This window comes from Marinobacterium sp. MBR-111 (genome assembly GCF_040547585.1).
Classification (GTDB): Bacteria; Pseudomonadota; Gammaproteobacteria; order Pseudomonadales; family Balneatricaceae; genus Marinobacterium; species Marinobacterium iners.
Genome location: NZ_JBEPQA010000003.1, coordinates 17,373 through 31,369 on the forward strand (window position 1 = coordinate 17,373; position 13,997 = coordinate 31,369).

The window sequence follows — 13,997 nt, forward strand, 5'->3', positions numbered from 1 at the left end:
GGGTCGCTAAGACCTCTCCTGCTCAGTTACCTCATCCAGCATGATACCGCTGCGGCTAAAGCAGCCCTGGCCTCGCGCCAGCTCACGGCTGCGTTCGTCATACACGCTGGCTTCGGCAATCAGCTGCTGGCGCCCGGCACTGATCAAGCGGCCGACGGCATGAAGAGCCCCCACTTTTGCCGGTCGCATGAACAACGTATGAAAGCTGGCCGTTACCAAAAACTGATCCTGTACTCGGCTGGCTGCAGCAAAATAGGCGGCATCATCCAGTAACTTGAACAATACTGAACCGTGCAGGGTTCCTGCTGCGTGGCAGAGGCCAGGGTCCGGCGCCAACTCAATGCGGGCGTGCCCCTTATCCAGTGTAAGCTGGGACGGGTACAGGCGGTTGATGGGGGCCTGTTGATACATTCTGATCAAACGCTCGTAATGTTGATCGCTCGACATGACAGCTCCGTAATGAGTCAGAAGAGGCCGTATTTGGCATAATAGGTTGCAAACGGCATCCATCTGTCCTTGAGGTTTAGCATGAACAATACACTGATCTATGGCCTGATTGCAGCCGGACTGGTTGCGATCACCGTATTGGCAGCGATCATTTTTCGCCAGCTGCAGCAGGAAAAATCGCGCAAGACCCAGCTGGCGGCTCAGGAAGCCGAATGGCTGAAGCAGTTTGAGGCACGGCAGGAATATCTGAGTGAAAGTATCCGGCTGGTTGCACATGCCATTTTGCATGATGAGAAAATGACAGCAACCGAGGGCTGTATTCGTCTTAAAGTACTGCTGGAGAATTTTCGTCCCCAGCTGCTGCAGGAAGAGACATTTCAGGTGATCACCGAAGTGCATGACAAAACCAGTCACATCCCGATCAAGGATGAATGGAAGGCCTTACCGAAAAAGCTCAAGCTGGAGTATCAGCGTGAGATGGAGCAGCTTGAACAGGGGCACCTGAACGCAATACAGGGAGCGGCCAAGGCATTAAGCCGAGGCCAGTATCTGAGCTGATCAGGGATGGAGTTTCTGCTCACGTTTTTGATCTCACTGTTGCTGGTCGTTGGGCTGGTGGTCGCTCTGACCTATGGGCGGGCACCCATCTGGCGACCTGAGCGACGCGCGGTATTGCAACTCATGCAACGGTTGCAGGATGGCACCGCCCGGCGCGAAGAGTGGGAGCTGTTCATAGGTATTGCCGCGCTGCATGACCCTGAGCTGGAAGAGATCAGGCGCCGTTGCGTGGCGGTGCATGAGGGCGATGCTGATCACTCACCAGCAAGAGACGGGCTTGAACCCTATCTGTATGATCGTGAAGCCCGTGCCCGGTTGGCTTTGATCATGGCAGATCTGGAGCAGTTGATCGCTTCTGAGCCTTATTATCGGCGTTTTTGATCACACATACTGGTGGTGTTCAATCAGCCGGGTCAGGCGGTGGCTGTTACGCCAGCAGGCCTCCAAATCGTGTGCAACAGCTGCCTGATGCAATTCGGCAACCACTGTTTCCAGTTCTGGCAGTTGGTACAGGCCGGCAAGTCCCAACAACTGATGTGAGTGTGTACGTATTTGATCAAACTGACCTGATCGGACAGCGGCGCAAACGGACTGCGCCTGATGCTGGAGCTCGGTATGCAACTCACCGGTATCGACCTGATCCAGCAGTGCAGGCATTGGCGCACAGTCACTCAGGGTGGCAACGGCGTCTTCATCCACCGGACAATGAAGCGACATCAGTCGGAAAAGGGTGCTCAGATCCACAGGCTTGAGCAGAATTTCATTCACGCCCGCCTCTTGCAGAGCCTCATGTTCATGGGTCATGACGTTGGCGGTCAGCGCGATGATCGGCAATGAGGCCGAGTGCCGACGAATCTCATGGCTGGCCCGAATACCATCCATCTGCGGCATGTGTACATCCATTAATACCATATCAATCGGTTGCTTATGGAATATCTGCAACGCCTCTACGCCCGTGCGGGCTTCAATGACTTCAGCGCCAGCTTGGCCGAGTGCCTTGTTCAGCAGTATCCGGTTGAACTCATTGTCTTCCGCCAGCAGCACCCTCAGCCTGCAGGGTAGCTGATAACTGGATGCTGCATGGAGTATTGGCTCAGCGGGGTAAAGTGGCGAAACGACCGTATCGGCGTCTGCCAGAGGCAAGGTCAGGCTTACGTTAACACAGGTACCCTTGCCCTTTTCACTGCTGAGTCTGATGTCCCCCCCCATGAGCAGAGTCAGACGGTGGGCGATGACCAGCCCCAGGCCAGAACCACCAAAGCGGCGACTGATGGTATTGTCGGCCTGAATAAACGCCTTGAACAGGTGTTGCTGCTGCTGCTCGGAAATGCCAATGCCGGTGTCCTGTACACTCAACTCGATATGGCAGATTGAATCCTGCCGTTGAGACCTGACTCTGAAGCAGACCTCTCCATGGTCTGTGAACTTGATTGCGTTGCTCAACAGGTTGGTCAGTATCTGACCGATTCGGGTTGGGTCACCCAACAGTGCCGGTGGCAACTCCGGGTCCAGCTCAGATCTTAGCTGCAGCCCTTTCTCCAGCGCCATTGGTGCCTGCATCTGCAACAGGTTATTGAAGTACAGGGTTGGATCGAACGGAATCTGCTCGAGCTGGATGGCGTCGGACTGCAAGCGTGAGAAATCGAGAATATCGTCAATAATGGTCAATAGCAGGCTGGATGTCTGGTTGATGATGCTGCAGTAGTGCCGTTGCTCAGCCGACTGCTCGGTTTGCTCCAGCAAGCGCGAAAAGCCCAGTACAGATGTGAGCGGGGTGCGCAGTTCGTGGCTCATGCGGGCCAGAAACTCGTCCTTGGAGCGGTTGGCTTTATCCGCTTCACGGCGAGCAACGGTAAGTTCCTCATTCTGGCGCTCCAGATGGCGCAGGGTGGATGTGAGCTGACGTGTGGCCCGGTTGATCTGCTGTTCCTGCTCCTGGCTGGATGCCTGAATTCTGGCGGCCATACGGTTAATGCCCCGTGCCAACAAGCCCAGCTCACCAGCTGTATGTGTCGTGGCGGCACGGGTATCCAGATGGCCCGCTTCCAGGCGCTCGACAACCTGGCTAAGCCCACGAATCGGTTGGGTGATGCGGCGGCCAAAACGGCTTGCCAGAATGGCGGTGAGCATCAGGCCCAGACTGATCAGCAGCAGGCTGTTGCGCAGCATCTCTTGACGTGTCGCGATATTGTTGTGGGCCGATAATACGACCGCTACCCAGCCAATTTGCTCGGGCTCAGGCGCATGGATACTCAGCTCGGGATTATTGTCTGCCAGCAGGGCGCTGCTGAAAATCGGCGACAGGAATATCCACTGGCCCGATATTGACTGCAGAGCCGGGCTCTCGGCGCTCAGTTCTACAGCAAATTGGCCGCTGCGGTGTAAAAGATTGAACGTATCGTCGTAAAACAGGACATCCAGTACTTCGGCATGACTGTACCGGGTTTTTTGACTCAGAACGCGAAGCTGGTATTGGTTACCGCTGATAACACCGAACTCGGCTGCGGAGGCAAGCAGATCGACCATAATCTTGCCTCGTTCAATCAATTTGTCGGTGTTGTCCGAAAGGCGGCTGTAGATGAAATAGCTGCCGAGAATCGTCGCCAGTACCAGCATTGGAATAATCGACAGCAGGAGCACGCGATGACGAATACTCAGCCGGCTACGTGTGCCCGGCATCAGCCATCTGCCTCTATCCGCGCCAGTTTTTCCTGCAGCCACTCGGCTGAAAGTGGCTCAATACCGAGTGTGCGTACTGCAACCGGATTAACGCTGACATCAAAGTAACGTGGGAAGCTGGCACTGGGCAGGCTGCCGCCGTTCTGCAGCAGGTTAAGCCATTCGGCACTTTGGCGTCCGATCTGTGCTGCAGACGAGTGAACCGACGCTGCGGCACCGGCTTCTGTATAGCTGGCAGAGAAACCGATCACCGGTACCTTGTGGCGTAATGACAGATAGAGAAGCCATTTGGAAATGGCACGGTTGAACACTGAACTGTCAGGAACAACCAGGAACAGATCGCTGCCTTCCACTACTGGCGTCAGACGCTCGACCGGATTGTCTTGTCGAGTCAATTCAACCAGAGACAGCTCGAATGCCTCGGCCTGTGCACCTTGCTCCAGCCCATCACGCATATTGAGGCTGTTACTGCCTAATGCGGTTCCCAAGATGGCGGCAGCCGGCTTGACCAGGCGGGCCAGCCGGATCTGGCGTGCCAGAGGCTGGTCAATATAAATGGCACTGACCGCTGCATACGAGCCTTTCGGCAGCAGTTTTCGCTTGAGCTGATCAAAGGTTGCCGATGGCAGGAAAGAGCAGATCAGGCTTGAATCGGGATGGTAGCGCTCCAGCATGCGTTCACAAGCTCGGGTACCCACTGCGAGAATAACAGGTGCGCGGCTGTCATCGGTTTTGAACTGATCCAGGGTCAGTACCCGAATAGGGTGTACGGCATGTTCCCGAATAGCCGACAAGACCTGATTATAACTGGGGCTGAAGTCACTGAGCACGATCAGTGACTCCCCGGCTACGGCCGCTCTAAGAGGCACAAGACAGATCACAAGGCTGCATAGCAGCCAGTGCCTCAGTCGGGTCTTTGTCCTGAGTAATAATGACATCCCTGCAATTATCTCTGCTTCCCGATTAATGATATCTGAGCGTCAGTTTCAGCCAGGCCCGGCGGTCAAAAAGGTTGTACTGATAAAACTCTTCATACGTCGGACCGAAAGCATTCTGAATTGTCAGTGCGGTTTCCAGTTCAGTACCCCCATTCAGCTGCCAGTTGTATGCTGCACGCAGGTCGGTGCGCTGATAGCTTTCGCGAAGGCCACCCTCGAACCAGTGCACGCTATCCATATAGTAGTGCATTAAACTCAAGTTTAAATCAGAAGCAGGAGTCCAGTTAAGCATTAATGATGCGGTATGTTCGGGGGTGATCGCATCACGGAATATCAAAGTCTGTCCCTGTAGATCTTTATTGGTCTCCCAGCGATCAGTCAACGTGTTGGTATAGGTATAGTTCAGCAGTGCCGAGAGCTGACTGCTGAGTTGTCGATGAAGCTGAATTTCAACGCCCTGGTTTTCCCAGCCGAAGTTGTTCTCATTAGTAGACACCCGACCCTGGGTCATTGGGTGAGGGGGGGGAGCAAGCTCGTCAGCCGGCAAGAAATAGGAGCTGATCACGTTGCTGAGTTGCTCGTGGAACAGGCGCAGGTCGAAATGTCCCTGATGATCATCAAATGCGCGGTAGTAACCCAACTCATACGTCTTGATCCTTTCAGGGCCAAGGTCTGGGTTAGCGGCCTTGTCCAGATCATAGACAACGGGGTCTGGGCCAAACAGGCCGGCAGGTGCATAGATGGTATTGTTTGCATGCCGTTCCAGTTGAGAAGGCAAACGCTCACTGATGGAGTAACCCAGCCGGAAGCTGCTCTGCTCATCAGGCCGGTGAATCAGTGCATGACGATAGGACAGGGCATCGCTGTTTTCTGAGCTGTCCTCGTACATAAAACCGGTGCTCAGGCTCCAGCGAGGGGCAAAATCCCAGTCCAGGTTGCTGAACAGGCGCCAGCGCTCTTCGGTTACCTTGCCGCTTTGCAGCAACACATCGCTTTCGGCGGTTTCGTAGCGGTAACCCAAACCGCCAACGAGTTCCAAAGAGCCTATCTGATCCGTTAGCTGCAATTCGGTATCGTAGCTGTGGGCGGTTCCATGCTCAGAGTCTTCGCGTGGGGAATTCAACGCGATAAAACCATTCACGATTGCCGGATTGTCGGTTCCGATAAAATCACCAACACGCTCAAAGCTCATTGCCGGTGCTTCCAGATCCAGGTAGTTGTGATAAGCCGTCAACTGAACGGTCCCGGTATCTGAATACAGGTGCTGGTACTTGATCGACTGGTAGTTGGCATCATGATCGCGTTTGCTAAAGGGTTCGAGTTTGTCAGCCCCTCCTACATACGTATGCCCACGGTCCACACCCGCCTGAATCCAGAGGGTATCGGTAAGGGTGGGTGTGTAGCTGCCGCTGAAGCTCAGATAGTTGCGCTTGAGCGCGTCGCCATAGAGATCAGAACCGTCATTCTCTTCATGTCCGCCCGACAGGCGGTAGTTCCAGCTGCTCAATTGGTCGGCATGGCCAAACTGCAGGTTTCGAGTGTCCATGCTGCCACCGGTGGCGCTGACGTAACCACCGCTCAGCAGGGCCGGTGAGCGGGTGATGATGTTGATCGAGCCCATAAAGGCGTTGGAACCTTGAGTTGGCACGTTGGAGCCCCGCACCACTTCGATCCGTTCGATATCCTGCAGGTTGATGCCCAAAGAGGTCCAGTCCACGGTTGTCAGCAGCGGCAAGTACACGCTGCGGCCATCAACCATTACCTCCAGGCGGCGCGGAAAGTCATCGCTGGCACCGTGGTAGCTGGTAGCAAACTTGTTGGCACTGACATGGTAGCTTTGAAAACCCGGCACCAGACGCAGCAGGTCAGGAATATTACGGGCGCCGGAGGCTGCAATGATCTGGCGATCGATAATGCTGATGGAAGCGGGCGCTTCGGTGAGTTTCTGGGTCAGCCGTGTGGCAGAAGTGATTTCGGGAATATCGGTAAGAAAATCCTGTTCGCTGAGGTACAGGCTCTCGTCAGCCTGAAGAGCGGGACTTGTCAGTCCAAGGGCCAGCAGCGGCGCCAGCCGATACAGGGGTGTACGATTCGTCATTGCAACTCCGGACAGAGTAGTTATTTGATTTTCAGTCCTACATACAACACGACCAAAGCCAGTATGGCTGCTTCAAGAATGAAGCCGTTGTGCTCCAGAATCCAGTCCAGCATGCGCTATTCTACCTCTCAGGCGCCGATAGACCAGCGCATTTGTTGAGCGTGTCGGGCCCTCTCCGGTACTATTTGACCTCTATCACAAACCCGAGCCCGTCATGCACTACCCCGATACCAAGCTGCCACAGGTCGGAACGACCATCTTTACTCGCATGTCCGCCCTTGCGCAAGCGCACCAGGCGATCAACCTGTCGCAGGGTTTTCCCGATTTTGATGGCCCTCAGGCTCTGCTGTCGCGAGTTGATCACTATATCCGCCAAGGCGCCAACCAGTATGCCCCCATGAGTGGTGTGCCAGGCCTACGCACTGCGATCGCCGCCAAGGTGGAACGTTGCTACGGTCGCATGGTTGATGCGGAAACAGAGGTGACGGTGACCTCCGGGGCAACAGAAGCACTGTTCGCGGCCATTTCGGCGGTGGTGCGCCCGGGGGATGAAGTGCTGGTGTTTGATCCGGCCTATGACAGCTATGATCCGGCCATCACGCTCAATGGTGGCAAAGCGGTGCATATCCCGCTGCAACCCCCCGCTTTTGAGATCGACTGGGAGCAGGCCCGACAGGCGATCAGCCCCAATACCCGCATGATTATCCTCAATACGCCGCACAATCCGACCGGGCAGACGCTGGCCGCCGCCGATCTGCAGGAGCTGAGCGACCTGGTGGCCGGCACCGATATTCTGCTGCTGGCCGATGAGGTGTATGAGCATATCGTGTTCGATGGCGCTGAACACCAGAGCATCAACCGCTATCCGGCGCTGGCTGAGCGCAGCTTCGTGGTGTCCTCTTTCGGCAAGACCTACCACACCACCGGCTGGAAGATCGGCTACTGCGTCGCTCCGGCACCGTTGACAGCCGAGTTGCGCAAGATCCACCAGTATCTGACCTTCAGCACCAGCACGCCGATGCAGCTGGCGCTGGCGGATTACCTGAATGACGATCCGCAGCATGATCAGGCGCTACCCGCGTTTTATCAGGCCAAGCGTGACCGATTCAACGCAGGTATGGAGAAAAGCCGCTTCCAGTTTACACCGGCAGCGGGCACCTATTTTCAGGTAATGGACTACAGCGCCATCAGTGAACTTCCGGACACCGAATTTGTCCTCTGGCTGATCGAACAGGCGGGCGTTGCGGCCATTCCGTTATCGGTGTTCTATCAACAACCCCCTGAGATGCGTCTGGTGCGCTTCTGCTTCGCCAAGAGCGAAACCACCCTTGATCAAGCTGCGGAGCGACTATGCAAAATCTGAGAATTTCATTGGTCCAGACTCCACTGGACTGGCAGCAGCCCGAGCCAAACCGCAACCGGCTGGCTGAACTGATGGCGCCGCTGGCCGGACAGACCGATCTGATCGTACTGCCCGAGATGTTCACCACCGGGTTCACCATGGAACCCGAGGCTGTGGCCGAGCCCATGTCCGGTCCGACTCTGGCATGGATGAAGGAACAGGCGGCGTCACTGGGTGCCGCCGTGTGTGGCAGCGTAGTGATCGAGGATCAGGGGTATCGTAACCGGCTGCTGTTTGTAACGCCCGACGGAGCCGTTGAGCATTACGACAAGCGTCACCTGTTCCGCATGGCGAACGAGCATCAGTATTACGTGGCCGGCGACAGCCGCAAGGTGATCGAGTACAAGGGCTGGCGCATCCTGCCACAGGTTTGCTACGACCTGCGCTTCCCGGTCTGGTGTCGCAACCGCAATGACTATGACCTGGCACTGTTTGTGGCCAACTGGCCCGCGCCACGTCGCAATGCCTGGCGCACGCTGCTGCTGGCACGGGCGATCGAAAACCAGTGCTATGTGGCGGGGGTAAACCGCATCGGTGAGGACGGCAAGGGGCTGGAGTACAGTGGCGACAGTCTGCTGGTGGACTTCAAGGGGCAGGCGCTGCTGGATGCCTCTGTCGGTGAAGCTTTCGTCAAAACCGGCACCCTGAATGCCGACGATCTGCAGCGGTTTCGGGACAACTTTCCGGCCTGGCAGGATGCGGATGAGTTCAGCTTTTTCTCTGACGTTGAGGACGATTTTGCATGATCGATTCCGCCGCACAACAGATTATCGATGCCGGACAATGGATCGATGCCCAAGGCTGGTGCCCCGCTACCGGCGGCAACTTTTCCGTTCGGCTTGGGCCTGAATCTGCCCTGATTACGGCATCGGGCTGTCACAAGGGGCATCTGACACCGGAGCAGCTGTTGCAGGTGGATCTGGATGGTCAGCCTCAGGCCAGCTTGCTCAAGCCTTCGGCCGAAACCCTGTTGCATACCCGCCTGTATCAGCTTGATAACCGGATCGGCGCCGTGCTGCACACGCATTCGGTGGCCTCCACGGTGCTGTCTCGTTTGGAGTCGGGTCAGTGGCTGACCATCAGCGGTTACGAAATGCAGAAATCGCTCAGTGGCAACCACACCCATGATGCCAGCATCCGCATCGCCATTCTCGATAATGCTCAGGACATGCAGGCGCTGGCCGCCGAGCTGAGCCAGCGCTGGCAGCCTGAAGCGCTGCAGTGGGGCTTTTTGGTTCGCGGCCACGGTCTCTACACCTGGGGTCACGACATGAATGAAGCACGCCGCCATCTGGAAGGGCTGGAATTTCTCTTCGCCTGCGAACTGGAAATGCGCCGTCTGAGCGCAGGAGTCTGAACATCAACATGGCTACATTTAGCGGCATCAACGCCATCCTGACCGATATTGAAGGCACCACCACCGATATCGATTTTGTCCACAAGACGCTGTTTCCCTATGCCCGTGAACGGATGACGGACTTTATCCACAGCCATTCTAACGAACCGGCCGTTGCAGAGGCAGCGGTCGCCCTGAATGTCGCGGCCGATGATCTCGATGCCATTGCCAAGGGGCTGATCGACTGGATCGATCAGGACAAAAAGGAAACCAGTCTCAAGGCACTGCAGGGTTTGATCTGGGTACAGGGCTACGAGAGTGGCGACTTTACCGGCCACCTCTATCCGGACGCGTATGAAGGGCTGAAACGCTGGCACGACAGCGGCAAACAGCTGCACATTTTTTCCTCCGGCTCGGTGAAGGCGCAGAAGCTGCTGTACGGCTACAGCGATTTCGGCGACCTGACTCCGCTGTTCAGCGGCTACTTTGATACCACCACCGGCGCCAAGCGTGAAGCGATTGCGTATGAACGCATCGGTGCCAGTATCGGCCTGCCTACAAGTCAGATTCTGTTCCTGTCGGACGTGGTGGCCGAGCTGGACGCGGCCAAGGCTGCAGGCATGCAGACTTGCCTGTTGATGCGCGGCGAACGACCGGACGGCGCCGAGCGCCACAACGCTGTGGAAAACTTTGACCAGATTACACTTTCTTGAGGAGCCACCGATGAGCGCCATCCATATCCATGCCGACCAGAGCGCCGAACTGCTCGGCAGCAGCACCGACTTCAATGAGATTCAACAGATCCTCAGTGGCATAGGCGTGCGTTTCGAGCGCTGGGAAGCCGACCGCGAGATTGTGCCGGGCATGGCCAGCGAAGAGATCCTGGAGGCCTACCGCAAGGAGATCGAACGGCTTAAAAACGAGGAAGGCTACGTCACCGTGGATGTGATCAGCCTGCAGCCGGATCACCCCGACCGCGAAGCCCTGCGGCAGAAATTCCTCAGCGAACACACGCATTCAGAGGATGAAGTGCGTTTCTTCGTCGATGGCGAAGGCATGTTCTACCTGCATGTGGAAGACAAAGTGTATCAGGTGCACTGCTGCAAGAACGACCTGATCTCGGTACCGGCCAACACCACTCACTGGTTCGATATGGGGCCGGCACCGCGTTTCACTGCCCTGCGCCTGTTCAACAACCCGGAAGGCTGGGTGGCGAACTTTACCGGCTCTGATATAGCTGATCGCCACCCACGCTTTGAACCGACAACTACCTGAAAAGCTACCTGCGTTGTCACCGCGGCGTTAAAAAACGGCTCAAATCGGTCATTTACGATCTGTAAACTCCCTCATTTCGCCGTTTTTTGCCTTGCGCTGACGGCCTCGCCAACGCTTTTCAGGCAGTTGCGAATTCACGCTGGTTGTTTGCCGCGATGGCCGCAACGATGCCATCGCGGTCATACACCCCCGTATCCAGCACCCAGCCGGTCACCAGATCGGCGGGGGTGACATCGAACGCAGGGTTGAACACCTGTGACTCCAGCGGGCTCCAGCGCACTTCACCAAAGCTGCCGCTCACACCTTTTATCTCTTCGGCGCTGCGTTGCTCAATCGGGATCGCATCGCCGTTGGGGCAGTGCGGGTCAACGGTGGTCCAGGGCGCCACCACGTAGAACGGAATCTTGTGGTAGTGCGCGTTGACCGCCAGATTGTAGGTGCCCACCTTGTTGGCAAAATCGCCATTGGCAGCGATGCGATCTGAGCCCACCATCACGGCATCCACCTGACCATCGCGCATCAGGATCGCCGCCATGCTGTCGCATTGAATCTGGTGCGGAATGCCGAGTCGGCACATCTCCCAGGCGGTCAGTCGGCCGCCCTGCAGCAGGGGACGGGTTTCATCCACCCAGACATGACTGAGTCGGCCGTGGCGGAAGGCTTCGGCAATCACCCCGATGGCGGTGCCGGCGCCGGCGGTGGCCAGGCTGCCGGTGTTGCAGTGGGTCAACACCTGAGCACCTTCCGGCAGCAGGGCAGCGCCATGCTCTGCCATGCGCTGACACAGGGCTACATCTTCCTCAAACAGATTCTCGGCACAGGCCACCAGTGCATCGGCTCCCTGATCCATCACCGCAAGCATGCGGTCCAGACAGTTCATCAGATTGACGGCGGTCGGTCGGGCCTCACGCAGCGTGGCGGCTGCTTCGCGCAGCTGATCTTCACTTAAACCCTGCTCCGCCAGGTGCGCCAGCAGCAGCGAAGCACCAATCCCGATCAATGGCGCGCCGCGAATCTGCAGCTTGCGGATCATAGCCACCATTGCCTCTACCGAATCACAGTGCAGCCAGAGCTCGCGGTCAGGCAGCTGGTGCTGGTCCAGCAGTTCAAGGCGATGGTTGCGGTAGCGCAGGGCGGTGGAGATCAGGTCTTTCATCGTGAGATCCGGCTGGTGAGTAGAGGCGAAGAGCTTAAGCGTTATAACCCGTAGATAAAAGAGTCTTGCCGAGGCGCTTACAGCCCCGCTGTTTTTTGTCAGAATTGGGCCATTAAACTTCAGCTACGGGAATCCCAATGACGAAGCACAAGTTCTCGGATGATGCGGCCATTATCGCTTTTGTTCGCCGTCACACACGTCTTTTCAATGATGATGCCAACCTGGTCGTGACCGAAATCGGCGATGGCAACATCAACTTTGTCTATCGCGTGGCCGAGCCCGATGGGGCCAGCGTTATCGTCAAACAGGCGCTGCCTTACGTGCGCATCATTGGTGAAGGCTGGCCATTGTCGCTGGATCGGATTCGGATCGAGGCGGAATCGCTGGTGCTGGAAGCCGAACACGCTGGTGAGTGGGTGCCTGAGGTGTACCATTACGAACATGATCTGGCGGCCATTATCATGCAGGATCTGGGCGAGCATCAGAACCTGCGGCATGCACTGAATGAGCGGCGCAAACTGCCGTTGCTGGCACAGCACCTGGGCCTGTTCATGGCACGCACGCTGTTCCACACCAGTGACATGCACCTGGATGCCCATCAGAAAAAGGCGCTGGTGAAGCGCTTCATCAACCCGGACCTGTGCAAGATCACGGAAGACCTGTTCTTCCTCGATCCCTACTGCGATCACGAGCGCAACGCCATCAACCCGCCGCTGCGCAAGGCGGCCGAGGCCCTGTGGCAGGATGATCGGTTGAAGGTCGAGGTGGCCGACCTCAAGTATGCGTTCCTCAACCGGGCCGAAGCCCTGCTGCATGGCGATCTGCACTCCGGTTCCATCTTCGTGACCGAGCAGAGCACCAAGGTGATCGACCCGGAGTTTGCTTATTTCGGCCCCATCGGCTTTGATGTTGGTAGCGTGATCGGCAATCTGTTGCTGAATTGGTGCGGTCAGCATGAACAGGCCGGTGATGCACAGGAGCGCCAGGACTGGCGTGACTGGCTGCTGGTTCAGATCGACAAGCTTTGGCATGAATTCAGCCGTGAGTTCAGCCACCTGATGGCGGAGCAGACAGTCGATGAAAGCCTGCAAAATCCGCACTGGCAGGCACGTCGCATGTTGCAAATCTGGTCCGACACCCTGGGGTTTGCCGGTACCGAGCTGATCCGCCGCACCATCGGCCTGGCTCATGTGGCCGACCTGGAAATCATTGAAGACGCGGCTCTGCGCGCCCAATGTGAAGCGATGGCATTGCAGCTGGGGCGTGAGCTGATCCTGCAACGCAATGATATCCACAGCATAACTGAACTGCTTGATCTGGTTAGGCAACTAAATGACTGATACCAAACGCCTGCTACTCAACTGCGATATGGGCGAAAGCTTCGGCCCTTGGCACATGGGGTTGGATGATCAGGTAATGCCGCTGGTGGAGCTGGCCAACGTGGCCTGTGGCTTCCATGCGTCTGACCCGGTCACCATGACACGCACCGTGATGCTGGCACGACATGCCGGTACCGCCATCGGTGCCCACCCCAGCTACCCCGATCTGGTCGGCTTTGGTCGGCGTAGCATGCAGTGCCATCCGCAAGAGATCGTTGCACTGATCCAGTATCAGGCCGGCGCACTGGCCGGTATTGCCCGTGCGCACGGGCTGACGCTGAACCACGTCAAGCCCCACGGGGCGCTCTACAACGACATGATGCGTGATCACGACATTCTGCGCGCTGTACTGGAAGGTGTTGCTTGCTATGACGCCAGCCTGCCACTGATGCTGATGGCCACGGCGGACAATGGTCCGGTTAAGACGATTGCGGCCGAGTTTGGCATACCGCTGCTGTTTGAAGCCTTTGCCGACCGGGCCTACGACACTCGTGGCTATCTGGTGCCGCGCTCGGTGGACGGATCGGTCTACCACGATGTGGACCGCATAGTGGAGCAGTCATTGAGGCTGGCTCAGGAAGGCATTGTTACAACGCTGGAGGGCTCTGAAGTAAGGCTTGAGGCGGACACACTCTGTGTTCACGGCGACAATGCTGAGTCGGTACAGGCGGTCAAACGGATTCGACAGGCGCTCGATCGGCTGTACGCAAGTTGATCAGGGGCACACCG

The 13,997-nt window shown here is 57.0% G+C and carries 13 protein-coding genes and 1 pseudogene; 9 read left to right on the forward strand and 5 right to left on the reverse strand.

Going from position 1 to position 13,997, the window contains the following annotated elements:
- Positions 1 to 6: 6 nt before the first annotated feature.
- The gene (locus ABIE61_RS02770) at positions 7 to 447 is read right to left on the reverse strand and encodes a PaaI family thioesterase (protein WP_175527643.1); all 441 of its coding nucleotides are present in this window, start codon (positions 445 to 447) and stop codon (positions 7 to 9) included.
- A gap of 81 nt (positions 448 to 528) precedes the next feature.
- On the opposite strand from ABIE61_RS02770, the gene ABIE61_RS02775 reads away from it, so the two are divergent.
- Both ABIE61_RS02775 and ABIE61_RS02780 read left to right on the forward strand, forming a co-directional pair.
- Positions 529 to 1,005: a DUF2489 domain-containing protein gene (locus ABIE61_RS02775; protein ID WP_354406499.1), complete on the forward strand. Its 477-nt coding sequence runs from the start codon at positions 529 to 531 to the stop codon at positions 1,003 to 1,005.
- 6 nt (positions 1,006 to 1,011) lie between these two features.
- Entirely contained in the window at positions 1,012 to 1,386 is a 375-nt protein-coding gene (locus ABIE61_RS02780) for a hypothetical protein (RefSeq protein ID WP_354406501.1), read from the forward strand.
- Here ABIE61_RS02780 and ABIE61_RS02785 read toward each other — a convergent pair whose 3' ends face one another.
- The 3 genes from ABIE61_RS02785 to ABIE61_RS02795 form a co-directional block, all read right to left on the reverse strand.
- Positions 1,387 to 3,684, reverse strand: coding sequence for an ATP-binding protein (locus ABIE61_RS02785; RefSeq protein WP_354406503.1), 2,298 nt, complete (start codon positions 3,682 to 3,684; stop codon positions 1,387 to 1,389).
- The gene (locus ABIE61_RS02790) at positions 3,684 to 4,514 is read right to left on the reverse strand and encodes a hypothetical protein (protein ID WP_354406505.1); all 831 of its coding nucleotides are present in this window, start codon (positions 4,512 to 4,514) and stop codon (positions 3,684 to 3,686) included. The genes ABIE61_RS02785 and ABIE61_RS02790 overlap by 1 nt, the downstream gene beginning before the upstream one ends.
- A 133-nt stretch (positions 4,515 to 4,647) precedes the next feature.
- The gene (locus ABIE61_RS02795) at positions 4,648 to 6,720 is read right to left on the reverse strand and encodes a TonB-dependent receptor plug domain-containing protein (protein WP_354406508.1); all 2,073 of its coding nucleotides are present in this window, start codon (positions 6,718 to 6,720) and stop codon (positions 4,648 to 4,650) included.
- Between the two features lie 214 nt (positions 6,721 to 6,934).
- Between ABIE61_RS02795 and ABIE61_RS02800 the strand changes: the two genes are divergently transcribed.
- The 5 genes and pseudogenes from ABIE61_RS02800 (at position 6,935) to ABIE61_RS02820 (ending at position 10,733) form a co-directional block, all read left to right on the forward strand.
- Entirely contained in the window at positions 6,935 to 8,083 is a 1,149-nt protein-coding gene (locus ABIE61_RS02800; protein ID WP_354406511.1) for a pyridoxal phosphate-dependent aminotransferase, read from the forward strand.
- The gene (locus ABIE61_RS02805; protein WP_354406514.1) at positions 8,071 to 8,868 is read left to right on the forward strand and encodes an amidohydrolase; all 798 of its coding nucleotides are present in this window, start codon (positions 8,071 to 8,073) and stop codon (positions 8,866 to 8,868) included. Before ABIE61_RS02800 ends, ABIE61_RS02805 begins: the two co-directional genes overlap by 13 nt.
- A pseudogene (locus ABIE61_RS02810) lies at positions 8,865 to 9,407 on the forward strand (methylthioribulose 1-phosphate dehydratase); the annotation flags it as partial. The gene ABIE61_RS02805 and the pseudogene ABIE61_RS02810, both read left to right, overlap by 4 nt.
- An 80-nt stretch (positions 9,408 to 9,487) precedes the next feature.
- The gene (gene mtnC / locus ABIE61_RS02815) at positions 9,488 to 10,171 is read left to right on the forward strand and encodes an acireductone synthase (protein WP_354406519.1); all 684 of its coding nucleotides are present in this window, start codon (positions 9,488 to 9,490) and stop codon (positions 10,169 to 10,171) included.
- 10 nt (positions 10,172 to 10,181) lie between these two features.
- Positions 10,182 to 10,733 carry a 1,2-dihydroxy-3-keto-5-methylthiopentene dioxygenase gene (locus ABIE61_RS02820; protein ID WP_206836604.1) on the forward strand — a complete coding sequence of 184 codons (552 nt, stop codon included), beginning with the start codon at positions 10,182 to 10,184 and terminating at the stop codon, positions 10,731 to 10,733.
- 118 nt (positions 10,734 to 10,851) lie between these two features.
- Here the strand turns inward: ABIE61_RS02820 and mtnA are convergent, their stop codons facing one another.
- Positions 10,852 to 11,889, reverse strand: a complete 1,038-nt coding sequence (mtnA, locus tag ABIE61_RS02825; protein WP_354406521.1) for an S-methyl-5-thioribose-1-phosphate isomerase — start codon at positions 11,887 to 11,889, stop codon at positions 10,852 to 10,854.
- 137 nt (positions 11,890 to 12,026) lie between these two features.
- On the opposite strand from mtnA, the gene mtnK reads away from it, so the two are divergent.
- Complete coding sequence (gene mtnK, locus ABIE61_RS02830) at positions 12,027 to 13,229, forward strand: S-methyl-5-thioribose kinase (protein ID WP_354406522.1); 1,203 nt, start codon at positions 12,027 to 12,029, stop codon at positions 13,227 to 13,229.
- Positions 13,222 to 13,983: a 5-oxoprolinase subunit PxpA gene (locus ABIE61_RS02835; protein WP_354406524.1), complete on the forward strand. Its 762-nt coding sequence runs from the start codon at positions 13,222 to 13,224 to the stop codon at positions 13,981 to 13,983. Before mtnK ends, ABIE61_RS02835 begins: the two co-directional genes overlap by 8 nt.
- Positions 13,984 to 13,997 lie beyond the last annotated feature (14 nt).